Below are 23,441 nucleotides of genomic sequence, written 5' to 3' on the forward strand. Positions count from 1 at the left end.
TCGACTTGACGTCATTGGTTGGCGGGTTTCGTACGAATCCCTTGTCACCGGCGTACGCGGGGACCCTTTCGGGAGGCGTACGGCGCTATACGAAGAGTCGTATGGTCACTCTGTGTATCACGGCCGGTCACGCCGGGCAATGAAGTGGGAGCGAAACCTGTCGTGTGGTTCCGTCGTTGTCCCCTTCTACGGCCCTCGCGCGAACCGCTGCCGGCCGACACGGCACCCCCGTACCGCTCGTGACGGTCCGTCGCCTCCAGGCTAACCCCCCGTGCGATCGCGGGGCACGCGCGCGGGCCGTATCCGTGTGATCGTCGGTGATGGCTTATATAAGTGCGGGCTGATACGTTCGGGGTGTGCACGCATTCGACGTACTCGGTGACCCCGTGCGCCGCAGGATCCTGGAGCTGCTCGCCGACGGCGAGATGAGCTCCGGAGCGGTGAGCGAGGCCATCGGGGAGGAGTTCGGGATATCGCAGCCCGGTGTCTCCCAGCATCTGAAGGTGCTGCGGGAGAACGGTTTCGCGACGGTACGGCCCGAGGGGGCCCGGCGGCTGTACGCGGTCGACCCGGCCCCGCTGCGGGACGTCGACGCGTGGCTGGACCCGTTCCGTCGCTTCTGGACGCCGCACCTGGACGCCCTGGCGACGGAACTGGCGCGGGGGAAGCGGGAGCGTCGCCTGCGCGCGTCCGGCGAGGGCGACAAGGGAACTGCGGAGGAGCAATCGTGATCGACGTGACCCATCAGATCAACGCCGTGCGACGCACGGTCGGCACGCGCGAGTACAAGGCGGGCGAGGCCCGCGTGGTGACGCTGAGTCAGACCTACGACGCCCCGGTCGAGGACGTCTGGGACGCCGTGACCAGTGCCGAGCGCATCCCCCGTTGGTTCCTGCCCGTCTCCGGCGACCTCCGCCTCGGCGGCACGTACCAGCTGGAGGGCAACGCGGGCGGCACCGTCGAGCGGTGCGAGCCGCCCGAGAGCTTCGCCGCGACCTGGGAGTACGGCGGTGATGTGAGCTGGATCGAGGTGCGGCTGACCCCGGAGGGCGAGCGCACCCGCTTCCAGCTCGAACACATCGCCCACGTCGACGACGAACGCTGGGCGCAGTTCGGGCCGGGCGCGGTCGGCGTCGGCTGGGACCTCGGCCTGATGGGCCTGGCCGGGCACCTCGGCTCCCCGGGCGGTGTCCTGGACCCGAAGGACAGCATGGCGTGGCTGACCTCCGACGAGGGCCGCGACTTCATCACGCGCAGCAGCGAGAGCTGGTTCGAGGCGAACGTCGCCGGCGGTGAGCCGGAGGACGGCGCCCGGGGTGCGGCGGACCGGACCACGGCCGCGTACACGGGGGCCGAATCCGCGTAGGAGCCCGGCGCCTCACCTCATGAGCGGTCCTCGGCGGGAGCCGGGGGCCGCTCGTCGTCGGTCCCCGCCGCGAAGTGGTCGAACTCGCCCGCCCGGACGCCCAGGACGAACGCGTCCCACTTCCTGCGGGTGGTGGTGACGACGTTCTCCGGGTCTCCGGTCTCCCGGAGGTGGACCAGGCCGTCCGTGCCGAAGGCCAGCTCGATCCAGGGGCCCGGCCCGGTCACGCCCTCCGGCGCGGCCCGCACCCAGTCGAGGCCCGGGGGGATGTCGGTCAACGGTGGTGTTCCTCTCCGGCCAGGTGGAAGCAGGCCTCTACCTCGCCGCGTCCGGACCCCGGGCCCGTGATCGGAGACTTCCGCGGCCACCGTATCCCCGGCCCGCCGCCCTCGTGGCGCGTGGAGCGCAGCTCGCCCCGGCCCGTCCTGAAGGGGCTGTCACCCGGCTGGGCGCCCGGCCGGGCCCGGGGCCGCGGGGCTGCCGGGGTCTGGACGGGCGCCCCGGGAGGTCTCGGGCGATACTCGGACTCGTCCAAGGTTTTGCTCACCCGCTCGGGGCAAGGTGAGAGGCGATGAAGCGCACCCGCGTCACCCCTTTCCCCGGAGCCCGGCGGCGGCCCGCGCTGCTCGGCGCGGCGGTCGTGCTGCTGGCCGTGACGTCCTCGTCGGTGGCCGCGGCCGACGACGGGCCGGGACCGTTCGGCGTGACCGTCCAGGCCGCCGTGAACGCGCGGACGGCCCGTGTCGGCGCCCTGTTCCACGGGGACGCGGCGAGCAAGGGCGGCGGCGGGCACTTCTGCACCGCCTCCCTCGTGCACAGTGCGGGGCGTGACCTCCTCCTCACCGCCGCCCACTGTCTGGACGGGGGCCGGGCGATGTCCTTCGCGCCCGGGTACCGCGACGGCAGCGCGCCGTACGGGTTCTGGGACGTCCGGCGGGTGTTCCTGCCCGACGCCTGGAAGGACGGGCAGGCCTCGGACAGCGAGGACAGCGAGGACAGCGACATCGCCTTCGCCGTCCTCGGCGAGCGGGACGGCAAGAAGGCCGAGGACGCCGTCGGCGGCGCCAACGTCTTCGCCGCGCACCGCGCCACCGGGGCCACGGCCGTCACCGTCACCGGATACCCCAGCTCCGCCGACACCGCCGTCACCTGCACCGACAAGCCCACCGCGCTGAGCCGCACGCAGCAGCGCATCGCGTGCCCCGCCTTCGCCGGCGGGACCAGCGGCAGCCCCTGGGTGAACGGGGACGGAGCCGTCGTCGGCGTGATCGGCGGCCACGAGCAGGGCGGGAAGACCGACGACATCTCGTACAGCGCCGTGTTCGGCACCGAGGCCGCCGACCTCTACCGCGAGGCCGGACTGGCCGGTTAGGGACTGTCCGGCGGAACCTCGCCCGCCGCCTGTGCGCGATCTCCCCCGTGCGCGGACCCCGCCTCTACACTGACGTCGGCGGACTCCTGTGCGGTGAGGGGCGGTTGACGGTGCGTAAGGCGTGGATCGTGGCGACCGTTGCCATCGGCACGGGGATCAGCTTCGTGATGCTGCTCGTCGTCGGCGTCTACATGGTCGCCGGGAACCTCGCCAACGGCATCGGCGGCGGCGCCGTCGGACTCGCGAAGGGCGCCGTCCCCGCCGCGTACCAGCCCCTCGTGCAGAAGTGGGGCAATCTCTGCGGAGCGATCAATCCCGCACTGCTGGCCGCCCAGCTGTACCAGGAGAGCGGATTCAACCCGAACGCGAAGAGTCCCGCGAAGGCGGAAGGGATAGCGCAATTCATCCCGGGGACCTGGGCCACCCACGGAGTGGACGGCGACGGCGACGGCGACCGCGACGTGTGGGACCCGAATGACGCGATTCCGTCGGCCGCCTCGTACGACTGCCAGCTCGCCTCCTACGTGAAGAACGCGCCCGGAGACGTCACCGAGAACATGCTCGCCGCCTACAACGCGGGCGCGTACGCGGTCATCAAGTACAAAGGTGTCCCGCCGTACAAAGAGACCCAGAACTACGTGAAGACGATCACCACGCTGTCGAGGAGTTTTGCCGCTCCGGTGACCCGCGTGGACCCCTCGAAGCAGGCCGCGACCGCCATCACGTACGCGCAGAAGAAGCTCGGCACGCCCTACCTGTGGGGTGGCAACGGCACCGCTGACCAGGGCGGACGCTTCGACTGCTCGGGTCTCACCAAGGCCGCCTACGAGAGCGCCGGGATCACCCTGCCGCGGGTCGCCAACGACCAGTACAACGCGGGAGCGCACCCCAAGAGGTCCGAACTCCTGCCGGGGGACCTGGTGTTCTTCTCCGACGACCTCACCGACTCCCGCGCCATCCGGCACGTGGGGATCTACGTGGGCGGCGGATACATGATCGACGCACCCCGCACGGGTGCCGTCATCCGCTTCGACCCCATCGACACCCCCGACTACTTCGGGGCCACCCGAGTGACGGAAGATGGCGCGAAAGCATTGCCCACTTCGATCTGAACCCACCCCCTGAGCTGCGGCGATGTGTCTCTCTTCGATAACGTCTGCGTGATCGTTCCGTGGAGTACGGAACCCACCGCAGGGAACTGTGCGTTCCTGTTCCACGTAGAGAACCTGTTCTACGACCACGGGGGTGGATCGAGCGGCGCGCGAAAAGGCGCGACCGCGGGAAAGACGACGAAGGGGCCGCAGCACCATGGCTGGACTCGCCGAATCCGGTTCGAACCCCGACGTCGACCTGCTGTACGACATCAATGGCCTGGCCAAGGACGCGCCGCACTGGTTCGACCGCATCATGGAGTTCGTCGGTGAGTGGGGTCTCCTGCTCGCGATGGTCCTCCTGGTCGTCGGTTGCTGGTGGACCGTCCGGCGGCGGGGCGGCACCGACGCCGCGTCCTCCGTGGCCGCCCTCGTCTGGGCCCCGCTCGCGGCCGGCATCGCCGTCCTCGTGAACGTTCCGATACGGGGCTTCGTGGAGCGGCCGCGCCCCTTCGTCGACCACCAGGGCCTCGACGTCCTGGTCGGCGGCAAGACCGACTTCTCCTTCGTCAGCGACCACGCGACGCTCACCATGGCGATGGGCGTCGGACTCTTCGTCGCCCATCGAAAGTTCGGCCTCGCCGGGATAGGGCTCGCCCTCCTCGAAGGGTTCTGCCGCGTCTACATGGGCGTGCACTACCCGACGGACGTCATCGGCGGCTTCGCCCTCGGCACCGCGGTCGTCCTGCTGCTGTCGCCGCTCGCCATGGCCCTGCTGACCCCGGTCATGAAGGCCGTGGAGCGGTCCCCGCGCGCGGGACGGCTGATCCGCGCGCGGAACGCGGCTCCCGCCGGGCAGGAGACGCTCATCCCCGGAGCGCGCACCGAGCACTCCGAGGAGCGGGACCTCGCGGCCTGACCGCCCGCTCGGGTGCCCGCACCGGTGACGGGCGGGCGCCCGCGGCCGGGGCTCCCGGCACGGCGGCCGGCTACAGCGCCTGCGGGAACGAGAAGAAGCGGTCCGGGTCGTAACGGTGCTTCAGCGTCTTGAGCCGGGTCGCCGCGTCCCCGTAGTAGGCCTTGCGCCAGTCCGTCAGCGTCGCGTCCGTGTAGTTCTGGTAGGCCGCGCCCGAGGCGTGCCGGGCCATCGCGTGGTGGGCGCCGGTCAGCCAGGACTGGGCGGTGGTGCCGGACGTGCCCGCCTGCCACGACACGATGTACTGAGCGAGCATCCGGGAGCGGCGGTGCACGAACGCCGTCGCCGTGGGCGACACCCGGTTGACCGCGCCGCCGAGCGCCGTGAGCGCGATGCTGCCCGCCCCGCCGCGGACCGCGGAGATCTGGCTCAGCAGCGTCTGGACGCCGGCCGCGGAGATCGACCGGTCGAAGAAGTCCGAACGGGCCGCGTACGTCTCGCGTCCGAGGGCGCCCTGCGCGTCGCGGCCCGGCGTCGAGCCCGGCAGATGGCACTGGGCGTCCGCCGAGAAGGACGAGCAGCCCGCGTACACCTCCATCGACTCCTCGTACGAACGCCGCTTCAGGGAGACACTGCGCGCGGGGGAGCCGATGCGGTCGGCCAGCCGGTCCACGGCGTTCTGGAGCTCGCCGTAGGTGCCGAGGGAGAAGGCGGCGACCGAGACGGTCGGGCTGCCGCCGGGCGCGCTCGCGAGATGGCACGACGACCAGATCTCGTCCGGCTGGTCCGGGCCCCACTCCTGCCAGGCCTTCACCACGGCGGCCGCCTTCGCCCACGGCCAGGTCATGTACGCCGAGACGCCCTGCGGAGCCGGGTGGGTCTTGAAGCGCAGCTCGGTGACGACGCCGAAGTTGCCGTTGCCGGCGCCGCGCAGCGCCCAGAACAGGTCCTTGTTCGCGGAGGCGTCGGCGGTCAGCTGCTTGCCGTCGGCGGTGATCAGCGTCGCCTGCGTGAGGCTGTCGCAGGTCAGCCCGTACGCCCGTGACACCACGCCGTGGCCGCCGCCGAGTGTCAGACCGGAGACGCCCACGGTGGGGCAGGAACCCGCGGGGATGGTGACGCCCTTCGCGGCCAGCGTCCGGTAGACGTCGATCAGCTTCGAGCCGGCGCCGACGACGGCCTCGTTCGCCGAGGCGCGGATCTTGTCGAGCTTGGAGACGTCGATGACCAGGCGGCCGTCCCCGGAGGACCAACCGGCGTACGAGTGGCCGCCGTTGCGTATCGACACCTTGACGGCGTGGGCGCGGGCGTAGTCCATCGTGGTGCGTATGTCGTCGGCGTGCGCGACATAGGCGACGGCGGCGGGCTTCAGGCCGTCGAAGCGTGTGTTGTACAGCTGGTGCGCGGCCGACCAACTGCGGTCGCCCGGGCGCACGAGGGCGCCGTCCAGGGCATGGGAGAGGGCTGTCCAGTTGGCGGCCGCGCGGCTGCTCGCGGTCGCCGAGCGTATGCCGGAGGCGTCCGCGGCGGTGCTCCCCGCCGCGGCGGAGGCGCCGGAAGCGCCTTCAACGGCACTGCCGTTGCAGGCGGACGTCGCAGCCGCCGCGAGGACGGCGGTGGTGCCGCCGATGAACGTACGCCGTTGCATGTGCGCCTCCCCTGGGTTCCGTGGAACGAGACGGGCCTGCGGGCTCGTAGGTTCCACGCGCGAAGGTCGCGAAACCGCTACAGCTCCCGCATCCCAGCACGCGCGCACCGCGAGGGGAACGGCGGGGTGGCCGCAAACGGTGAGGGGAGGCACCAAAAGGGAGGGAAGCGGGGGGAAAGGGAGGCCGGGCGTCCCTCAGGGGGTGTCGCCCGTCGCATGGGTCGCGCCGTCCGCGCGGGCCTGGCTTCTCGCGCGACGGGCCGGGCCCCGCCAGCCGCAGGTGCAGCGGGCCAGACAGAAGGGACCTTGCTCGACGGTGGTCGCGCGGTGCTCTGATACCGGGTCGGTGATGTCCTGCTGCTCCACACCGACAACGTTACCCAAGGCAAGTGAACGGACTCCTGCCGCGTGACGACCGTCCCCACCCGTCGTTAAGCGGGGCGACAGGGAGGCCCGGGACGGACCGGCTGGGGGTCGGCGGACGATGGTGGCGCAGCAGGAGGGACGGGCGACCGCGATGGCGCTCGTCATGGCGGGACTCATGGTCTGTGGCACCGGCTGCTCGGGCGGCGGGGCCGCAGCCGAGGACGTCGGCACCGGCGCCGACACCGTGGGGACGCTGCGCCGGGCGGCCGGTGCGCTGGAGCGCGCGGGCAGCGCCAAGGCCACCACGTCCATGGAGATGGCCACGGGCGGGACCCGGGTCACCATCCGCGGACAGGGCGTCTACGACTTCCGCAGGCAGACCGGGGAGCTGAAGGTGCTGCTGCCGCAGGACCCCGCCGGGGCCGATGAGCACCGGCCGATCACCGAGCTGCTCGCCCCGGGGGCGCTGTTCATGAAGAACCGGGGCGCCGGTGTGCCCGCCGACAAGTGGGTCCGGGTGGAGACCGCCGGTCTGTCGGACGGGAACCTGGTCACCGGCGGCGTCACCGACCCGTACGCCGCGGCCGAGCTGCTGCGCGGCGCGCGGACGGCGACGTACGTGGGCCGGACCGAGGTGGCCGGCACCTCGGTACGGCACTACCGCGGGACCGCCGACCTCCTGGTGGCCGCCCGGGGCGCCTCGACCGGGCAGCGGCCCGCGCTGAACGCGGCGGCGAAAGGGTTCGCCACCACCTCGGTGCCGTTCGACGCCTACCTCGACGACGAGGGGCGGCTGCGCAAGGTCCGGCACCGGTTCAGCTTCGTCAACGACCAGAAGAAGGGCACCGTCGACGTCGCCTCGACGACCCTGCTGTACGACTTCGGCGCCGCCGCGGACGTACGGCTGCCGGATTCCGCGGACATCTACGCCGGGAAGATCGCGGAGTAGTGGGTTCCGGTGGAATGGGCAAGAGCATCCGGAGCCGTAGCTTCACCGGAGGGCCGGAAATGGCCCTTCCGTGCCATGCGCGGTGTGTAGGCCGCTCCCTACTCTAGGAAGTCGGTGACGGCAGGAAGAGGTGACGCACGTGGCTCCGGTCGGCGGTACGGCAGTTCAGGACCACGTGGCCCTCGCCGAGATCGAGTTGTGCGGTGACCTGATCATCGCGGCCTCGGCCGCCGACGAGGACCGGCTCAGCCTGGAGAGCATCGACGAGGTGCTGAAAGTGGCCGAAGAACGCGCACGTCCGCACGGCTCGGGGGACTAGCGCCCGGTTCCGACGGCGAGGTGCCGCGGAGCGGGGGTTCGGCTCCGTCCCGGCGCCCGGTGTTCCGGTCTCGTCGCCCGGTGTTCCGGTCCCGGCGTCCCGGCGTCCCGGCGTCCCGGCGTCCCGGTGTCGCGTCGACCCTGTGTCCCGGTCCGAGTCCGGAACGCCACATGAGTCGGGGATGTCACATACGTCCCCCGCGTCGCGTGCGTCACATCTCTCACGTGCGGAGCAGGCGGCCGATCGCCTTCGTCGCTTCCTCGACCTTGGCGTCGATCTCGTCGCCGCCCTTGAGGGCCGCGTCCGCGACGCAGTGCCGCAGGTGCTCCTCCAGGAGCTGGAGGGCGAAGGACTGCAGGGCCTTCGTGGAGGCGGAGACCTGGGTGAGTATGTCGATGCAGTAGACGTCCTCGTCGACCATCCGCTGGAGCCCGCGGATCTGTCCCTCGATCCGGCGCAGCCGCTTCAGGTGCTCGTCCTTCTGCTGGTGGTAGCCGTGGATTCCGCGGTCGTGATCGGTCACGACCTCGTGTCCGTCGCCGGAGGGCGCGGTCGCGCCGGCCTCGGTGGTCGTCATCGCGTCCTCCTGTTGATCCGCTCGGCGGTTTTGTCAGGGGCCTGCCCGGGGACTGTTCCGGATGCCGGTCGAGATCCGGCCGGGAAACCTGGCCGAATCTCGTCTGCTACGCCCTGTACGTATACCCCTGGTGGGTATATGGTATCGAACTTTGCCGGGTATAGGGCCCTTGCCAGAAGCCGGTACCGGACCCTGTGCTGATCACTGTGCCCGATGGGCGACACTGGGGGACGGCCCATTAGCCGTGGCCGGATGATGCGCCTAGCATCAGCCTGACCGAACCGAAGCACCCCGAGGACCCCAACGTGCGCTTTCGTCTGACCCCCAGGGAGACGAGCTTCTACGACATGTTCTCCGCATCCGCGGACAACATCGTCACGGGCTCGAAACTCCTGATGGAACTGCTCGGCGCGGACACCTCCGCCCGGGCCGAGATCGCAGAGCGTATGCGGGCCGCCGAACACGCCGGTGACGATGCGACACACGCGATCTTCCACCAGCTGAACTCCTCGTTCATCACGCCGTTCGACCGCGAGGACATCTACAACCTGGCCTCGTGCCTCGACGACATCATGGACTTCATGGAGGAGGCCGTCGACCTGGTCGTCCTGTACCAGGTTGAGGAGCTGCCCAAGGGCGTCGAGCAGCAGATCGAGGTGCTGGCGCGGGCCGCGGAACTGACCGCGGAGGCCATGCCGAACCTGCGGACCATGGACAACCTCACCGAGTACTGGATCGAGGTCAACCGTCTGGAGAACCAGGCCGACCAGATCCACCGCAAGCTGCTGGCCCACCTCTTCAACGGCAAGTACGACGCCATGGAGGTGCTGAAGCTCAAGCAGATCGTGGACGTGCTGGAGGAAGCGGCCGACGCGTTCGAGCACGTGGCGAACACGGTGGAGACCATCGCCGTCAAGGAGTCCTGACCCGTTCATGGACACCTTTGCTTTGATCGTGACCATCGGGGTCGCGCTCGGATTCACGTACACGAACGGTTTTCACGACTCGGCGAACGCCATCGCCACGTCCGTGTCGACGCGTGCCCTGACGCCGCGGGCCGCGCTCGCCATGGCCGCGGTGATGAACCTCGCCGGTGCCTTCCTCGGCAGCGGGGTCGCCAAGACCGTCAGTGAGGGGCTGATCCAGACGCCCGAGGGGTCGAAGGGGATGGGAATCCTCTTCGCCGCGCTCATCGGCGCGATCACCTGGAACCTGATCACCTGGTACTTCGGTCTGCCCTCGTCGTCCTCGCACGCCCTGTTCGGCGGCATGGTCGGTGCGGCGCTGGCCGGTGGCACGACGGTCTACTGGGACGGCGTGCTCGACAAGATCATCATTCCGATGTTCCTGTCGCCGGTGGTCGGTCTGCTCGTCGGCTATCTGGTGATGGCCGCGATCATGTGGCTGTTCCGCCGCTCCAACCCGCACAAGGCCAAGCGCGGCTTCCGTATCGCGCAGACGGTCTCGGCGGCCGGCATGGCGCTCGGGCACGGTCTTCAGGACGCCCAGAAGACGATGGGCATCGTCGTGATGGCGCTGGTCATCGCCGATGTGCAGGGTCCTGGCGACCCGATCCCGGTCTGGGTGAAGCTCGTCTGCGCGATGATGCTGTCGCTGGGCACGTACGCCGGTGGCTGGCGCATCATGCGGACGCTCGGACGGAAGATCATCGAGCTCGATCCGCCGCAGGGGTTCGCCGCGGAGACGACCGGTGCGTCGATCATGTTCGCCACGGCCTACATCTTCAAGGCGCCGATCTCCACGACGCACGTCATCACGTCCGCGATCATGGGCGTGGGGGCGACGAAGCGGGTCAAGGCCGTGCGGTGGGGTGTCGCCAAGAACATCGTCCTCGGCTGGTTCATCACCATGCCGGCGGCCGGGCTCGTGGCCGCTGTGAGCTTCTGGATCGTGAACGTCGCGGTTCTCTAGCGGGGCCGCTCGTTCCCGCTCTTCCAGGGTCCGGTCGTCCGGGGGTTCTCCTCCGGGGGCCGGGCCTTTTGGTTTCGCCCTCTCCGCCCTCGCCGGCCTCTCCCCCCCCTTACCTCCCGCTTCCGGGGGCCGTGCCCCCAGACCTCCCTCCGGTCTGAGGGCCTCGTCCTCGAATGCCGGACGGGCCGGAATGGCCGGAATGGCGGACGGGTAAACGAGTGGGCCCGCCCCCGGGAGCCAGGGGCGGGCCCTTTTCGTCCTCGCGGTGGCACCGCCATGCAGCACCGCGAGGGGTTCGGGGGGAGGTCCGGTCTAGCCGAAGCGACCGGAGATGTAGTCCTCCGTGGCCTGGACGGACGGGTTGGAGAAGATCCGCTCCGTGTCGTCTATCTCGATGAGGCGGCCGGGCTGGCCGACCGCGGACAGGTTGAAGAACGCGGTGCGGTCGGAGACGCGGGCGGCCTGCTGCATGTTGTGCGTCACGATGACGATCGTGAAGCGCTCCTTCAGCTCACCGATCAGGTCCTCGATGGCGAGGGTGGAGATCGGGTCCAGGGCCGAGCAGGGCTCGTCCATGAGGAGGACCTGCGGCTCCACAGCGATCGCCCGCGCGATGCACAGGCGCTGCTGCTGACCGCCGGAGAGACCGGAGCCGGGCTTGTTCAGCCGGTCCTTGACCTCGTTCCAGAGGTTCGCGCCCTTGAGGGACTTCTCGACGACGTCGCTCAGCTCGGACTTCTTGTAGGAGCCGTTGAGCTTCAGGCCCGCCGCCACGTTGTCGAAGATCGACATCGTGGGGAAGGGGTTGGGGCGCTGGAACACCATGCCGATGGTGCGGCGCACGGCGACCGGGTCGATCGAGCTGCCGTACAGGTCCTCGTCGTCGAGGAGGACCTTGCCCTCGACGCGGCCACCGGGGGTGACCTCGTGCATGCGGTTCAGGGTGCGCAGGAAGGTCGACTTGCCGCAGCCGGAGGGGCCGATGAAGGCCGTCACCGAGCGGGGCTCGACCGTCATGGAGATGTCTTCGATCGCCTTGTGGGCGCTGTAGTAGGCGGTCAGACCGCTTACGTCGATTCGCTTGGCCATGTCAGTTCACTGCTTCTTTCGCAAAGGATTCGGGTCGCTGATGGCCGCGTCAGCGGCCCGCCTTGGGGGCTTTCCATCGCGCGATGGCTCGCGCCCCCATGTTGAGGATCATGACGAAGGCGATGAGGGCGAGTGCCGCCGCCCAGGCCCGGTCGTAGGCAGCGCCGGAGCCGGCGCTGTTCGCGTACTGCTGGTAGATGTACAGCGGCAGCGAGGCCTGCGGGCCCGAGAACGGGTCGGTGTTGATGAAGTTCGTACCCCACACCAGGAGCAGCACGGGGGCCGTCTCACCGGTGATGCGCGCGACAGCGAGCATCACACCCGTCGTGATACCGCCGATGGACGTCGGCAGGACCACCTTGATGATGGTGCGCCACTTCGGGATGCCGAGGGCCAGGGAGGCCTCGCGCAGCTCGTTCGGGACGAGCTTCAGCATCTCCTCGGTGGAGCGGACCACCACGGGCATCATCAGGATCGCGAGGGCCAGCGAACCGGCGAAGCCGGAGTAGCCCATGTCCAGGATCAGGATCCAGAAGCTGAGGATGAACAGACCGGCGACGATCGACGGGACGCCCGTCATGACGTCGACGAAGAAGGTGACGGCCTTGGCGAGCTTGCCGCGTCCGTACTCGACGAGGTAGATCGCGGTCAGCACGCCGACGGGCACCGCGATCAGGCTCGCGATGGCGACCTGCTCCAGGGTGCCGATGATCGCGTGGTAGATGCCGCCACCGGTCTCGGTGTCGGCGACCACGCCCATGGAGTGCGTCAGGAAGTAGACGTCGAAGACCTTCACACCGCGCTTGACCGTTTCCCAGATCAGGGAGGCCAGCGGGATGACGGCGACGATGAAGCAGACCCAGACCAGGCTGGTGGCGACGCGGTCCTTGGCCTGACGGCGGCCTTCGACGCGGGCGGCGATGCCGTACGTGCCGAGGACGAACAGGATCGCGGCGATCAGGCCCCACTGGACCTTGCTGTCGAGGCCGGCGCCGAGGCCGATCCCGACGGCGACGACCACGGCGCCGACCGCGATGGCCCACGGGGACCACTTCGGAAGGGTTCCGCCGCGCAGCGTGCTCGCGTGTCGTGCGGTGACGGGTGCGTTGCTCATGCGTTGGCCCCCGAGTACTCCTTGCGGCGGTTGATGATCACGCGCGCCGCGCCGTTGACCACCAGGGTGATGACGAACAGGACCAGACCGGAGGCGATCAGGGCGTCCTGGCCGAACGGGGTGGCCTCGCTGAACTTGCTCGCGATGTTCTGGGCGAACGTGCCGCCGCCCGGGTCGAGCAGGCTGGCGTTGATGTCGAAGGTCGGGGAGAGGACGGTGGCGACGGCCATCGTCTCGCCGAGCGCGCGGCCGAGGCCGAGCATCGAGGCGGAGATCACGCCGGAGCGGCCGAAGGGCAGCACCGACATGCGGATGACCTCCCAGCGGGTGGCGCCGAGCGCGAGCGCCGCCTCCTGGATCATCATCGGCGCCTGCCGGAAGACCTCACGGCTGACGTTGGTGATGATCGGAAGGATCATGATGGCGAGCAGGACACCGACGGTGAGCATCGAGCGGGGCGCTCCGCCCTGCCACTCGAAGATGCCGGTCCAGCCGAAGTAGTGGTCGAGCCAGCCGAACAGGCCGCCCATGTGCGGCACCAGGACGAGGGCGCCCCAGAGGCCGTAGACGATGGACGGTACGGCGGCGAGCAGGTCGATCACGTACGCGACGGGTCCGCCGAACCTGCGGGGCGCGTAGTGCGTGATGAACAGCGCGATGCCGACGGCGACCGGGACCGCGAGGGCCATGGCGATGATCGCGGAGACCACCGTGCCGAAGGCCAGCACCGCGATGCCGAAGACCGGCGGATCGATGTTGGTGTTCCACTCGAACGTCGTGAGGAAGTTCGCGTGGTCCTTGCTGATCGCGATCGCGGCACGGTAGGTGAGGAAGACCGCGATGGCGGCCATGATCACCAGGAGGAGGATGCCGGACCCGCGGGAGAGGCCGAGGAAGACACGGTCGCCGGGGCGGGTGGCGCCACGTGCCGCGCGCTTCTGCTCGATCGTGGAAGGCGGTGGGGTGGGGGGAGGTGCTTCGGTGTTGTGTGTCGATATGTCCATCGGGAGTCTCCGGTCTGCGGAGCCGAGTCGAGTGGCGGCTCCAGGCGGCGGTGCACCGGACGGTGCGGCCCGCCTCGGCGAGGCGGGCCGCACACTCGGGTCAGCTCAGGTTCGCGACGGTCGAGCGGACCTTGGTGATGATCTCGTCGGGGATCGGCGCGTACTGGGCGGCCGTGAGCTGCTTCTGGCCGTCCTCGCTCGCGATGTAGGTGAGGAAGGACTTCGTGGCGGCCAGGGTGTCGGCCTTGTTGCCCTTCTCGCAGACGATCTCGTAGGTGACCAGGGTGAGCGGGTAGGCGCCCTCCTCGGTCGGCTTGTAGTTCAGCTCCAGGGCCAGGTCGTTGCCGACGCCGGCGACCTTGGCGGAGGAGATGGCCTTGGTGGCGTTCTCGACGGAGGCCTTGACCGGGGTGGCGGCGTCCGTCTTGAGGTCGACGGTGCTGATGCCGTCAGCGGCGTAGGAGAGCTCGAAGTACGAGATCGCGCCGGCGGTCTGCTTCACCTGCTGGGCGAGGCCGGAGGAGCCCTGAGCGGACTGGCCGCCCTGCGCCTGCCAGGCCTTGCCGCCCGAGTACTTCCAGTCCGACGGTGAGACGGCCTTGAGGTACTTGGTGAAGTTGTCCGTCGTGCCCGACTCGTCCGAGCGGTGGAACGCCTGGATCTTGGTGCTGGGGAGCTTCGCGTCGGGGTTCAGCTTGGCGATCGCGTCGTCGTCCCACGTCTTGATCTTGCCGTCGAAGATCTTGGCGATCGTCGAGGCGTCCAGCACGAGGTTGTCGACACCCGGGAGGTTGTAACCGATGGCGATGGGGCCACCGACCATGGGCAGGTCGACCGCGTTGTTGCCGTCGCAGGTCTTCTTGGCCGCGGTGGCCTCTTCCGGCTTGAGAGCCGAGTCCGAACCGGCGAACGCGGTCTGGCCCTGGGTGAACGCCGTGACACCGGCGCCCGAACCCGTCGGGTTGTAGTTGATCTGAACGCCCTTGCAGGCGGCCGTGTAGGCCTTGACCCAGGCGTCGATCGCGTTCTTCTGCGCGGAGGAGCCGGACGCCTGCAGCTGGCCCTTGGCGTCGTCGCACTTGATGGAGCCCGCGGCCGCGGTCGGCGCCGAGCTGCCGCTCGCGTCGCTCTTGCCCGTGTCGTCAGAGCCGCACGCCGTGAGGGCCAGGGCGCCGGAGACGGCGAGAGCACCGAGGGTGAGGGCCCGCCGGTTCATGCGCTGAAGCTTCACTTTCGGGAGTTCCTTCCAGGAGCCGCCGTCTGGTGGCGGCGTGCGAAGTCTGAGTAATGCGGTCTGTAGCGATGCGGCGAGAACGTCCGAGGACTTCCTTCGCACCGTGTACGGCCGAAATTAGGCAGATCAGGTGAAGGCGTCGAAGGCCATAAGTGAACGGGGGGTGAACCCCTGAGGGCGGTGCGGTGAGGTCACGGAAGGCTTACGTCGAGGACACGGCCGGATTCCGGCCCAGGGGGCCTGCGGGGAAACTCTGAGTAGCCAACAGGGGTGGCTCCTGTTTCAGCGTACGCAGGCCTCCGCCATCCCTCATGCGCCGCGCCTTTCCCGCGGGTACCGGCTCGCAACCCCGCTGCGTACCGGCGCAGATTCCGCGTTCGTGCAGGTGCGCACGGTGTTCACCGGTACGGGGAGGCCTCAGGTCAGGTGCAGCGCGTCCAGCAGGGCGTCAACCAGATCGCGGTCGCGGGGCTGGGTGAGACGGTGACGGGCCGCGACGGGGGAGAGCCACAGGACGCGGTCGACCTCGTCGTTCGGCGTGAAATGACCGTCGGCCGCCTCGGCCGCCCAGTAGCGGACCTCCTTGGGGCGGTCCCCCACGAGGTAACGGAGCGTGGGGAGGACGGCGCCCGGCTCGGCCCCGTAGCCCGTCTCCTCGCCGACCTCGCGCAGGGCGCCGGCGAGGGAGTCCTCGCCGCGCTTCAGCTTGCCCTTCGGATGCGACCAGTCGTCGTACTTGGGCCGGTGCACGAGGCAGATCTCCAGCCCGGAGCCCGCCAGGGAGCGGCGCCACAGGACGCAGCCTGCGGCGTGGATGGTGTCGTCGGCCATGGGGCCTCCCTCACGGGGTGCGTACGGCTTCCTTCTGCCATGCCTGCTGGAAGGCGAACCGGGCCGCCTCCACTTCGTGCCGCTGGTCGGCGTGGAGCACTCCCAGCGCGTACGCCGTCGCCGGCGCGATCCGCGGGGTGCGCGCCGCCGAAGCGGCGGCCGCCGCGGCCTCCGCCGCGTCGCGGTGCCGGTTGAGCGCCTGTCCCGCGCCGAGCAGCCGTCCGTCGACGGGGAACTCCCCGCCGTGCTGCACCTCGCGCGCGTAGCGGTGCAGTCGCAGCAGCAGCCGGACCTGGTGCCAGGGCGCGTCCTGCGGCTGGGGTGCCGTGTCCGCGGAGAGGCCGTGCACGAGGGCCTCCGCGTTGTACGGGTGGCCCGCGGTGACCAGCGGCAGTGAGGTGACGGCGTCGGCCAGCCGGTCCTGTGCCGCTCCGGCCAGCGGACGCAGGTCGGTGATGCCCGCGGCCGGGGTCAGCGGGACCTCGCTGGCGAGGACGGCGACGCTGTCGGCGACCGCGTGGAAACGGGAGGAACCGAGCGCCTGGAGGGCCGCCGAGTGGGCGCGGGTGCGCGCGAGTGTCAGCTGCCGGTCGAGGAGGGCGCCGGCCTTGGCGGCGCCGACGGTCAGGCTGCCCTTGGGGGCGGCGGCCGGGCCGGGTCCGGCCTGCGCGGGCAGCGCGGCGGCCCCCGACAGCCGGTTCAGCGCGCCGAGCAGGCGCTCCAGGCGCGCGGCGTACGCGTGCTCGCGGGCCAGGGTGCCCGACAGCCAGGCCAGCTCGGGGCGCATCGCCTCCGACCAGTCCGCGTCGAGAAGCGGCCGGAAGGTGTGCAGGCTGCCGCTGATGCGGCGGGCGGAGCGGCGCAATGAACGTGCCGCGTCGCCCGACTCCCCGGCGCCGCCCGCCGCGTTGCCGGTCTCCCGGTGCTGGCGCAGCGAGCGCAGGAACTCCGTGGCCTGAGCCCGGAGGTAGCCCGCCAGGGCGTCACCGATGGGGGCACCTTCCTGGGCGGGAGGGGCCGGGACCGTGGGGGCCGTCCCGGCCGACGGACTGGTGGGGGGATCAAGGTGCTGCTGTGCCACGCCGGCGCCTCCGGGCGTCTATGAGCATCTCCTGGACGTTCCGCAGGGGCTGGCCATCCGCGTCGGTCGCGTGTCGGGTCCACTCGCCGTCGGGGCCGAGGTGCCAGGAGGCGGTGGTGTCGGACATGCCGGTCTCCAGCAGCCTGCCGAGGGCTGCCCGGTGAGCCGGGTCGGTGACCCTGACCAGCGCTTCGATCCGCCGGTCGAGGTTGCGGTGCATCATGTCGGCGCTGCCGATCCACACCTCGGGTTCGCCGCCGTTGCCGAAGGAGAAGACCCGGGAGTGTTCGAGGAAGCGGCCGAGGACGGAACGCACCCGTATGTTCTCGGACAGGCCCGGGACACCGGGCCGGACGGCACAGATCCCGCGCACCCACACGTCGACCGGCACACCGGCCTGGGAGGCGCGGTACAGCGAGTCGATGAGGGCCTCGTCCACCATCGAGTTGACCTTGATGCGGACGAACGCGGGACGCCCGGCGTTGTGGTGCTGGACCTCCTTGTTGATCCGCGCGATCAGGCCGTCGCGCAGCGACTTGGGGGCGACCAGCAGCCGGCGGTAGGTCTCGCGGCGCGAGTAGCCGGAGAGCCGGTTGAAGAGGTCGGAGAGGTCCGCGCCGACCTGGGGGTCGGCGGTGAGCAGCCCGAGGTCCTCGTAGAGGCGGGCCGTCTTCGGGTGGTAGTTGCCGGTGCCGACGTGGGAGTAGCGGCGCAGGGTGTCGCCCTCCTGGCGGACCACGAGCGACAGCTTGCAGTGCGTCTTCAGACCGACCAGGCCGTACACGACGTGGCAGCCGGACTCCTCCAGCTTCCTGGCCCACTTGATGTTGGCCTGCTCGTCGAAGCGCGCCTTGATCTCGACCAGCACGAGGACCTGCTTGCCGGACTCGGCGGCGTCTATCAGCGCGTCGACGATCGGCGAGTCGCCGGAGGTGCGGTACAGCGTCTGCTTGATGGCGAGGACGTCCGGGTCGGTCGCGGCCTGCTCCAGGAACGCCTGCACGGAGGTGGAGAAGGAGTCGTAGGGGTGGTGCAGCAGGACGTCGCGCTCGCGCAGCGCGGCGAAGATGTCCGGCGGGGAGGCGGACTCGACCTCCGCGAGATCGCGGTGGGTGCCGGCGATGAACTTGGGGTACTTCAGCTCGGGCCGGTCGAGCGAGCCGATGCCGAAGAGGCCCGTGAGGTCCAGGGGGCCGGGCAGCGGGTACACCTCGGCCTCGGAGATCTTCAGCTCCCGTACGAGCAGGTCGAGGACGTACCGGTCGATGGACTCCTCGACCTCCAGGCGCACCGGCGGGCCGAAGCGGCGCCGCATGAGCTCCTTCTCCAGGGCCTGGAGAAGGTTCTCGGCGTCGTCCTCCTCGACTTCCAGGTCCTCGTTCCGGGTGAGCCGGAACGTGTGGTGCTCCAGGACCTCCATGCCAGGGAAGAGCTCCTCCAGGTGCGCCGCGATCACGTCCTCGATCGGGACGTAGCGGTTCGGGGAGGCCTCCAGGAAGCGGGAGAGCAGCGGCGGGACCTTGACGCGCGCGAAGTGACGGTGGCCGCTGACCGGATTGCGCACGATGACGGCCAGGTTCAGCGACAGGCCGGAGATGTACGGGAAGGGGTGCGCGGGGTCGACCGCCAGCGGGGTCAGGACCGGGAAGATCTGGTGCCGGAAGAGCGTGAACAGGCGGGCCTGTTCCTTCTCGGTCAGCTCGCTCCAGCGGACCAGGTGGACGCCCTCCTCCGCGAGTGCGGGGGCGACATCCTCCTGGTAGCAGGCGGCGTGCCGGGCCATGAGCTCGCGGGAGCGCGCCCAGATCATCTCCAGGACCTCGCGGGGCTGGAGGCCCGACGCGGACTTGGTGGCGACGCCGGTGGCGATACGGCGCTTGAGGCCGGCCACCCGGACCATGAAGAACTCGTCCAGGTTGCTGGCGAAGATCGCCAGGAAGTTCGCGCGCTCCAGGAGCGGGGTGTTCGGGTCCTCCGCGAGTTCGAGCACGCGTTCGTTGAACGCCAGCCAGCTGCGCTCACGGTCCAGGAACCGGCCCTGCGGCAGGGTGATGCCGTCCTGCACCGTGTCCTCGTACTCGTCGAGGTCGGCGTCGAGGTCGGGCTCCAGGTCGGAGACGTTGGCCGCGACGGTGTGCGGCCGGTGTGCGGCGATGGATCCGACCGACGGCTGCGGGTGCTGCACGGGTGCCTGGGCGCTTGGCGAGTTCATGGACCCATTCTTCCGCGCCGAAGGCGAGACCGGCGCGTCGGAGAGAGCGGGCGCCAGCGCGGCGATACGGAAATTGCCGTTCCGCATCACCGGCGTACGCTCACTCCGCGTGGTCGGCGAGGACTCGTTCTCCGGCGGAGGAGAAGGCTCGGGCACGGCGGGCTGCATTCCCCGAGGGTCGCAAGGTCACCTGAATCGATGGTTACGAGGACATGACGTGCGGGCTATCGGGGGGAGGCTCCCGGACGTCCACGTGTCCGGAAAGCGGGTCCGTGGCCCCGTACGAGCCGCGGGGCCGCCCGGGATACCGCCGGTTACGCCGTGCGACGGCGCAGCAGGGTGAAGGCCGCGGCTGCCGCGGCCCCCGCGACGGCCAGCAGCAGACCGCTCTCCACCAGCTGGAGGGGCCAGAAGTGGGACTTCGGGTGGTAGGTCGCCCAGAAGTCGCTCAGCCCGGAGCTGTTCTTGCACGTCCGGATCCGGGCTGACGTCTCGGAGCCGACGCAGGCCAGGTCGTTCCCGATGCGCCGCCCGTCGCTCGTGACGACGCCGTGCTCCAGTTCGAGAGCGCTGCGCGGGAGGTCGAGGGCCGCGCGGCCGGTGATCGTCGTCGTGGGCCACAGGCTCGGCCGCACCGCCCGCAGCCCGTAGGAGAGGACGAGCGTCGCGGCGAACGCCGCTCCGGCGGCGGGCAGTGCCGTGCGCAGGACCAGCGCCGCAAGGGCGCCGAAGGCGAGTCCGGCGAGGACGTACGCGACGGCGACGGGGCCGGTGGAGGCGAAGACCTCGGGGTCGTACCAGTCGCCGACCAGGGACGGATTGCCGTCACCGCGTGCCCACACGTCGAGCAGCACCGCGAGGGTGGTGCCGATGGTGAGTACGGCGGCCGGTACGGCGAGCTTCGCGGCCAGCCAGCGCACCGGGCTGACGGACTGGGTCCAGGCGAGCTGAGCCGTGCCGTCCTCCAGCTCGCGGCCGACCAGCGCGGCGGCCGCCCAGGCGGCCACCGGGAACATCAAATACGACACGGCGGTGGAGACCAGACCGATGCCGGCGCTGTACCTCTCGTCCGTGCTGATCGCGTCGAGGACCGTGCAGTCGGGCAGCGTGCCGACCGGCGGTGAGCCGCAAGGGGCGAGGGCCGCGCGGGCGTCCGGCCCGATGACGTACATCCAGGTCAGGACCGCGGCGGTGGTGAGCAGGGCGGCAACCCACACGACCAGGGCGGCGCGGTGCAGGCGCAGCACGGTCCAGGTCAGGCCGGAGGGGCGGAGCAGGGCCGGGGCGGGCCGGGACGACGCGGCCGGGCCGGACGGGGGGCGCAGGGTCGGGGCGCTCATGAGGTGGACGTCCTCCTCAGGACGGCGAAGGCCGCGGCGACCAGGATCGCGGTGGCGGCCAGCAGGACGCCGGTCTCCAGGAGCTGGCGGGGCCAGTAGTCGGGGGAGGGGAGGTACTGACGGGTGAAGCCGACGACGTGGTGTTCGGCGAGGCACGCGCGGTCGGTGTAGCAGCCGGGGTCGTGGATCTCCACGCCGGTGGAGGTGATGGCCCGGCTGCGGACGGACAGGTCGGGCTGCTGGTAGCTGCGCTGGAACGGCCAGAAGTTGGAGCGCACGGCGATGACGGCGTACTGGACCACGCCCGCGGCGGCGAGGGCGGGCAGCGTGCGGCGCAGGGTGAGCCCGGCGAGGACGCCGACGGCCAGACCGAGCAGGGGTGCGGCGACGGTGGCCGGGCCGATGGAGAAGTACAGGCGTTGCGGGCCGTAGCCGGCCAGCAGCAGGTTGCTGTGGGCGGACCACAGCATCCGGTAGAGCGCGACGAGCAGGCCGGTGCCGACCGTGACGAACAGCGCGGGTACCGCGAGTTTGGCGGCGAGCCACCGGGCGGGGCTGACGGACTGGGTCCACGCGAGCCGCGCGGTGCCGTTCTCCAGTTCGCGAGCGACCAGCGAGGTCCCGGCGAAGACGGCGACCGCGAACGAAGCGGCGTTCAGCAGGGAGGCCGGGGTGTAGAAGAGGTCGTTGTAGCCGCCGGAGAAGGGGGAGCCGATGATGCCGCCGGTCCAGGCGTCGTCCTGCACGCCCGCGTAGCCGAGGGTGTCGAGCAGGTGCTGGGTGTGCGTGGCGCCCGGGCCGTACAGCCACAGCAGGAGGCCCGCGGTGAGCACCACGAAGGCGGTCCAGATCCACAGCGCGGTGCGGTGCAGCCGCAGGAGCGTCCAGAGCAGGCCACGTGGGCGGGGCAGCGCGCGGCGCACGGGAGACGTCAGGGAGGTGACGCTCATCGGGTCACCGCCACGGGGGTCGCGGTCGTGCCGGGGGTGAGCAGCGCCGGGGTCGCGGGGGACCGCAGGTGGGCGAGGAGCAGCTCCTCCAGCGAGGGCTGTTCGGCCTGCCAACGGTCGTCCACGGGTCCGTCCTTGCGTATCAGGGCGGTGAGGCCGCGGCCGGCGGCACGGGACTCGACGACGAGGTGCGGGGCGAGGTCGGCGGGGGTGCCGCGGCCGGTCACCAGGGTGTGGGCGAGGAGCAGGTCGTCCAGGCCGCCGCCGAGCCGGATGCGCCCGCCGCCCAGGAGCAGCAGGTGATCGCAGGCGTCGGCGAGTTCGGAGACGATGTGCGAGGACATCAGCACGGTGGTCCCGCGCTCGGCGGCGTCCGCCATCAGCGTGCCCAGCAGTTCGTGGCGGGCCAGCGGGTCCAGGTCGGCCATCGGCTCGTCCAGCAGCATCAGTTCGGGCCGCTTGCCCAGCGCGAGGGCGAGTGCCACCCGGGTCCGCTGGCCACCGGACAGGCGCCTGACCTTGGTCCCCGGGTCGAGCGAGCCCTGCTCCACGATCGCGGCCGCGCACGAGGCGTCCCAGCGGGCCGGGTTGAGTTCGGCGCCCAGGCGCAGGGTCTCGGCGATGGTGAGCTGGGCGTGCAGCGGCTTGTTCTGGGAGAGGTAGGCGATGCTCTCGCGTGCCTCGGCGGGGCCGGTGCCGAGCACGGTGAGGGCGCCGGCGGCGGGGCGCACCAGTCCGGCCGCGGCCGCCAACAGCGTCGACTTGCCCGCGCCGTTGGGGCCGACGAGGGCGCTGACCCGGCCGGCCGGGAGGCGGAAGGAGCAGTCGTCCAGGGCGGCGGCGGAGCGCCGGCCGTAGCGCACGGTGAGACCGTGCGCCTCGATGGCGACGCCGGGGCGGGTGGTGCGGGTGGAACTCACTGGTCCCCCTTCGGGAAGTGTGCGTCCAGTACGGAGGTGAACAACGCGGCCACGTCCTCGCGGTCCAGGCCCGCCGTGCGGGCGTTGCGCGCCCAGGCGTCGAGCTCCTCGCCGAGGGGCGAGTCGGCCGGGGCGGCGCCGAGTGTTCTGCGGACGAAGGTGCCGAGGCCGCGCCGGGCCTCGACCAGGCCTTCGCGCTCCAGCTCGCGGTAGGCCTTCAGGACGGTGTTGGGGTTGATGGCGGTGGCTTCGACGACCTCGCGGGCCGTGGGGAGCTTGTCGCCGGGTTCGAGGAGGCCGAGGCGCAGCGCCTGCTTCGTCTGCTGGACGATCTGGACGTAGGTGGCGACGCCGCTGCGCCGGTCGATGCGGTACGCGACCACTCGGACAACCACCCTTTCACTAATTGAGTAGTGAAAGGGTGGTGCAAGGGGGTGGCCGCCGTCAAGTCACACGGGCCAACAGGATGTCGGCGACGCCGGGTTCAGGGCCCCGACCAGGCACGGAACGGTGATCAGAAAAACTTCGCCGGGGCGTGAACCGATCGGTGGGGCTCGTCCGATGAGGGGGTGTGAGGGAAACGAGAAGCGACGGAGAGCTGCTGCGGGCCATCGCGGCGGACCGGGACCGTCGCGCCTTCGAGGAGCTGTACCGGCGGTATGCGCCCTGGCTGAGCGCGCGGATGCGCGGCAGGTGCGCCGACCCAGGGATCGTCGACGACGTCGTCCAGGAGACCTTCCTCGCGGTCTGGCACGGCTCCGCCCGCTACCGCGAGGAGGGCGACCCGGCCGGCTGGCTGTGGCGCATCGGCTCGCGGCGGCTCGTCGACTCGATGCGGGGGGACGGCGCGCGCGGCAGGCTGCGCGGCGCGCTGGCCCGGCTCCGGCACCGCGACGAGGTCTCGGCGGAGGAGCGCGTGCTGGCAGGCGTCGAACACGGCGACCTGGCAGGCGCGCTGACCAGACTCTCGCCCGAACTCCGGGCGGTGCTCCAGGCCACGGTGATCGACGGGCTCAGCACCCGGGAAGCGGCCGTCCTGCTCGGCATCCCGCCGGGCACGGTCAAGACGCGGGCACTGCGTGCGCGCAAGCAGTTGCGGGAGGCGTTGGCATGAGCGACGACCGTCGCGG

The 23,441-nt window shown here is 70.7% G+C and carries 24 protein-coding genes; 10 read left to right on the forward strand and 14 right to left on the reverse strand.

Annotated elements, in window-relative coordinates; genetic code table 11:
* Positions 1 to 356 precede the first annotated feature (356 nt).
* Positions 357 to 731: a metalloregulator ArsR/SmtB family transcription factor gene (locus tag ACIRQH_RS12975; protein ID WP_358822415.1), complete on the forward strand. Its 375-nt coding sequence runs from the start codon at positions 357 to 359 to the stop codon at positions 729 to 731.
* On the forward strand, positions 728 to 1,366 hold the full coding sequence (locus tag ACIRQH_RS12980) for an SRPBCC family protein (protein WP_358822414.1): 639 nt from the start codon (positions 728 to 730) through the stop codon (positions 1,364 to 1,366). The genes ACIRQH_RS12975 and ACIRQH_RS12980 overlap by 4 nt, the downstream gene beginning before the upstream one ends.
* Before the next feature lie 17 nt (positions 1,367 to 1,383).
* On the opposite strand, the gene ACIRQH_RS12985 is transcribed toward ACIRQH_RS12980, so the two are convergent.
* Positions 1,384 to 1,644: a DUF397 domain-containing protein gene (locus tag ACIRQH_RS12985; RefSeq protein WP_358822413.1), complete on the reverse strand. Its 261-nt coding sequence runs from the start codon at positions 1,642 to 1,644 to the stop codon at positions 1,384 to 1,386.
* Between the two features lie 293 nt (positions 1,645 to 1,937).
* Between ACIRQH_RS12985 and ACIRQH_RS12990 the strand changes: the two genes are divergently transcribed.
* From ACIRQH_RS12990 to ACIRQH_RS13000, 3 genes are all read left to right on the forward strand, one after another.
* Entirely contained in the window at positions 1,938 to 2,738 is an 801-nt protein-coding gene (locus tag ACIRQH_RS12990) for a trypsin-like peptidase domain-containing protein (RefSeq protein WP_358822412.1), read from the forward strand.
* A 110-nt stretch (positions 2,739 to 2,848) separates the two neighbouring features.
* On the forward strand, positions 2,849 to 3,850 hold the full coding sequence (locus ACIRQH_RS12995; protein ID WP_358822424.1) for a bifunctional lytic transglycosylase/C40 family peptidase: 1,002 nt from the start codon (positions 2,849 to 2,851) through the stop codon (positions 3,848 to 3,850).
* Positions 3,851 to 4,046: 196 nt separating this feature from the next.
* Positions 4,047 to 4,748: a phosphatase PAP2 family protein gene (locus tag ACIRQH_RS13000; protein ID WP_388875104.1), complete on the forward strand. Its 702-nt coding sequence runs from the start codon at positions 4,047 to 4,049 to the stop codon at positions 4,746 to 4,748.
* 70 nt (positions 4,749 to 4,818) lie between these two features.
* Here the strand turns inward: ACIRQH_RS13000 and ACIRQH_RS13005 are convergent, their stop codons facing one another.
* Entirely contained in the window at positions 4,819 to 6,393 is a 1,575-nt protein-coding gene (locus ACIRQH_RS13005) for an FAD-binding oxidoreductase (protein WP_404225750.1), read from the reverse strand.
* 484 nt (positions 6,394 to 6,877) lie between these two features.
* Between ACIRQH_RS13005 and ACIRQH_RS13010 the strand changes: the two genes are divergently transcribed.
* Complete coding sequence (locus tag ACIRQH_RS13010; RefSeq protein WP_358822035.1) at positions 6,878 to 7,708, forward strand: hypothetical protein; 831 nt, start codon at positions 6,878 to 6,880, stop codon at positions 7,706 to 7,708.
* Positions 7,709 to 7,838: 130 nt separating this feature from the next.
* Positions 7,839 to 8,027: a hypothetical protein gene (locus ACIRQH_RS13015; protein WP_358822036.1), complete on the forward strand. Its 189-nt coding sequence runs from the start codon at positions 7,839 to 7,841 to the stop codon at positions 8,025 to 8,027.
* Positions 8,028 to 8,247: 220 nt separating this feature from the next.
* On the opposite strand, the gene ACIRQH_RS13020 is transcribed toward ACIRQH_RS13015, so the two are convergent.
* Positions 8,248 to 8,604: a metal-sensitive transcriptional regulator gene (locus tag ACIRQH_RS13020; RefSeq protein WP_358822037.1), complete on the reverse strand. Its 357-nt coding sequence runs from the start codon at positions 8,602 to 8,604 to the stop codon at positions 8,248 to 8,250.
* Between the two features lie 305 nt (positions 8,605 to 8,909).
* On the opposite strand from ACIRQH_RS13020, the gene ACIRQH_RS13025 reads away from it, so the two are divergent.
* Together ACIRQH_RS13025 and ACIRQH_RS13030 are read left to right on the forward strand one after the other, a co-directional pair.
* On the forward strand, positions 8,910 to 9,530 hold the full coding sequence (locus ACIRQH_RS13025) for a DUF47 family protein (protein ID WP_358822038.1): 621 nt from the start codon (positions 8,910 to 8,912) through the stop codon (positions 9,528 to 9,530).
* 7 nt (positions 9,531 to 9,537) lie between these two features.
* Positions 9,538 to 10,536: an inorganic phosphate transporter gene (locus ACIRQH_RS13030; protein WP_358822039.1), complete on the forward strand. Its 999-nt coding sequence runs from the start codon at positions 9,538 to 9,540 to the stop codon at positions 10,534 to 10,536.
* Between the two features lie 312 nt (positions 10,537 to 10,848).
* Here ACIRQH_RS13030 and pstB read toward each other — a convergent pair whose 3' ends face one another.
* The 11 genes from pstB to ACIRQH_RS13085 form a co-directional block, all read right to left on the reverse strand.
* A complete protein-coding gene (gene pstB, locus ACIRQH_RS13035; protein ID WP_164374170.1) occupies positions 10,849 to 11,625 on the reverse strand; it encodes a phosphate ABC transporter ATP-binding protein PstB in 777 nt (258 codons plus the stop codon).
* A 49-nt stretch (positions 11,626 to 11,674) separates the two neighbouring features.
* Positions 11,675 to 12,739 carry a phosphate ABC transporter permease PstA gene (gene pstA / locus ACIRQH_RS13040; RefSeq protein WP_358822040.1) on the reverse strand — a complete coding sequence of 355 codons (1,065 nt, stop codon included), beginning with the start codon at positions 12,737 to 12,739 and terminating at the stop codon, positions 11,675 to 11,677.
* Positions 12,736 to 13,743, reverse strand: coding sequence for a phosphate ABC transporter permease subunit PstC (pstC, locus tag ACIRQH_RS13045; protein ID WP_358822041.1), 1,008 nt, complete (start codon positions 13,741 to 13,743; stop codon positions 12,736 to 12,738). The genes pstA and pstC overlap by 4 nt, the downstream gene beginning before the upstream one ends.
* A gap of 100 nt (positions 13,744 to 13,843) precedes the next feature.
* Complete coding sequence (gene pstS, locus ACIRQH_RS13050; protein WP_358822042.1) at positions 13,844 to 14,974, reverse strand: phosphate ABC transporter substrate-binding protein PstS; 1,131 nt, start codon at positions 14,972 to 14,974, stop codon at positions 13,844 to 13,846.
* Between the two features lie 420 nt (positions 14,975 to 15,394).
* Positions 15,395 to 15,808: an NUDIX hydrolase gene (locus ACIRQH_RS13055; RefSeq protein ID WP_358822043.1), complete on the reverse strand. Its 414-nt coding sequence runs from the start codon at positions 15,806 to 15,808 to the stop codon at positions 15,395 to 15,397.
* Between the two features lie 10 nt (positions 15,809 to 15,818).
* Positions 15,819 to 16,889 carry a CHAD domain-containing protein gene (locus ACIRQH_RS13060; protein ID WP_358822044.1) on the reverse strand — a complete coding sequence of 357 codons (1,071 nt, stop codon included), beginning with the start codon at positions 16,887 to 16,889 and terminating at the stop codon, positions 15,819 to 15,821.
* Complete coding sequence (locus ACIRQH_RS13065) at positions 16,870 to 19,101, reverse strand: RNA degradosome polyphosphate kinase (RefSeq protein ID WP_358822045.1); 2,232 nt, start codon at positions 19,099 to 19,101, stop codon at positions 16,870 to 16,872. Before ACIRQH_RS13065 ends, ACIRQH_RS13060 begins: the two co-directional genes overlap by 20 nt.
* 314 nt (positions 19,102 to 19,415) lie before the next feature.
* Positions 19,416 to 20,441, reverse strand: a complete 1,026-nt coding sequence (locus ACIRQH_RS13070; RefSeq protein ID WP_404225755.1) for a hypothetical protein — start codon at positions 20,439 to 20,441, stop codon at positions 19,416 to 19,418.
* Positions 20,438 to 21,391: a hypothetical protein gene (locus ACIRQH_RS13075; protein WP_388875084.1), complete on the reverse strand. Its 954-nt coding sequence runs from the start codon at positions 21,389 to 21,391 to the stop codon at positions 20,438 to 20,440. The genes ACIRQH_RS13070 and ACIRQH_RS13075 overlap by 4 nt, the downstream gene beginning before the upstream one ends.
* Positions 21,388 to 22,311 carry an ABC transporter ATP-binding protein gene (locus tag ACIRQH_RS13080; protein ID WP_388875081.1) on the reverse strand — a complete coding sequence of 308 codons (924 nt, stop codon included), beginning with the start codon at positions 22,309 to 22,311 and terminating at the stop codon, positions 21,388 to 21,390. Before ACIRQH_RS13080 ends, ACIRQH_RS13075 begins: the two co-directional genes overlap by 4 nt.
* Positions 22,308 to 22,694, reverse strand: a complete 387-nt coding sequence (locus ACIRQH_RS13085) for a GntR family transcriptional regulator (protein WP_358822060.1) — start codon at positions 22,692 to 22,694, stop codon at positions 22,308 to 22,310. Before ACIRQH_RS13085 ends, ACIRQH_RS13080 begins: the two co-directional genes overlap by 4 nt.
* Before the next feature lie 188 nt (positions 22,695 to 22,882).
* Here ACIRQH_RS13085 and ACIRQH_RS13090 point away from each other — a divergent pair, with 188 nt between their 5' ends.
* On the forward strand, positions 22,883 to 23,425 hold the full coding sequence (locus ACIRQH_RS13090; protein ID WP_358822049.1) for an RNA polymerase sigma factor: 543 nt from the start codon (positions 22,883 to 22,885) through the stop codon (positions 23,423 to 23,425).
* Positions 23,426 to 23,441 lie beyond the last annotated feature (16 nt).

The organism is Streptomyces sp. NPDC102279 (assembly GCF_044766365.1).
Taxonomy (GTDB): domain Bacteria; phylum Actinomycetota; class Actinomycetes; order Streptomycetales; family Streptomycetaceae; genus Streptomyces.

Bases quoted from the DNA above. Each gene is read 5' to 3' on its own strand.
- ACIRQH_RS12990 (WP_358822412.1), top strand. From the start codon at position 1,938: ATGAAGCGCACCCGCGTCACCCCTTTCCCCGGAGCCCGGCGGCGGCCC.
- ACIRQH_RS13000 (WP_388875104.1), top strand. From the start codon at position 4,047: ATGGCTGGACTCGCCGAATCCGGTTCGAACCCCGACGTCGACCTGCTG.
- ACIRQH_RS13005 (WP_404225750.1), bottom strand. From the start codon at position 6,393: ATGCAACGGCGTACGTTCATCGGCGGCACCACCGCCGTCCTCGCGGCG.
- ACIRQH_RS13010 (WP_358822035.1), top strand. From the start codon at position 6,878: ATGGTGGCGCAGCAGGAGGGACGGGCGACCGCGATGGCGCTCGTCATG.
- ACIRQH_RS13020 (WP_358822037.1), bottom strand. From the start codon at position 8,604: ATGACGACCACCGAGGCCGGCGCGACCGCGCCCTCCGGCGACGGACAC.
- ACIRQH_RS13030 (WP_358822039.1), top strand. From the start codon at position 9,538: ATGGACACCTTTGCTTTGATCGTGACCATCGGGGTCGCGCTCGGATTC.
- pstB (WP_164374170.1), bottom strand. From the start codon at position 11,625: ATGGCCAAGCGAATCGACGTAAGCGGTCTGACCGCCTACTACAGCGCC.
- pstA (WP_358822040.1), bottom strand. From the start codon at position 12,739: ATGAGCAACGCACCCGTCACCGCACGACACGCGAGCACGCTGCGCGGC.
- pstC (WP_358822041.1), bottom strand. From the start codon at position 13,743: ATGGACATATCGACACACAACACCGAAGCACCTCCCCCCACCCCACCG.
- ACIRQH_RS13055 (WP_358822043.1), bottom strand. From the start codon at position 15,808: ATGGCCGACGACACCATCCACGCCGCAGGCTGCGTCCTGTGGCGCCGC.
- ACIRQH_RS13065 (WP_358822045.1), bottom strand. From the start codon at position 19,101: ATGAACTCGCCAAGCGCCCAGGCACCCGTGCAGCACCCGCAGCCGTCG.
- ACIRQH_RS13070 (WP_404225755.1), bottom strand. From the start codon at position 20,441: ATGAGCGCCCCGACCCTGCGCCCCCCGTCCGGCCCGGCCGCGTCGTCC.
- ACIRQH_RS13075 (WP_388875084.1), bottom strand. From the start codon at position 21,391: ATGAGCGTCACCTCCCTGACGTCTCCCGTGCGCCGCGCGCTGCCCCGC.